Source organism: Pseudomonas sp. CROZ-RG-20F-R04-15 (assembly GCF_022662375.1).
GTDB lineage: Bacteria > Pseudomonadota > Gammaproteobacteria > Pseudomonadales > Pseudomonadaceae > Aquipseudomonas.
Map to the genome: position 1 here is coordinate 1 of NZ_JAKNQL010000090.1, position 203 is coordinate 203.

Annotated in this window: 1 protein-coding gene; it reads right to left on the reverse strand. The window is 55.2% G+C overall.

Features of this window, described 5'->3' with window-relative positions:
* The coding region (locus L8H52_RS30405; protein WP_242210176.1) for a hypothetical protein at positions 1 to 203 on the reverse strand (203 nt) is incomplete at both ends.

A 203-nucleotide genomic window follows, 5' to 3' on the forward strand; every position in this document is an offset into this window, starting at 1 on the left:
TACTCGTAAGCCGTGCGACGACCGTCGAAGCCTGTTTCCTGCTGGATCAGGCCGTTTGCGTAGTAGTCGAGGTGGTATTGCTCGCCGCGCTCGTTTTCGATTTCAGTCAGCAGCAGACGAGAATTGTCATAGCGATAGCGCAGTTGGCTGCCGTCGGGGTTGATGCGGCGACTGACCAGATGCAGATTTTCGGCATATTCGTA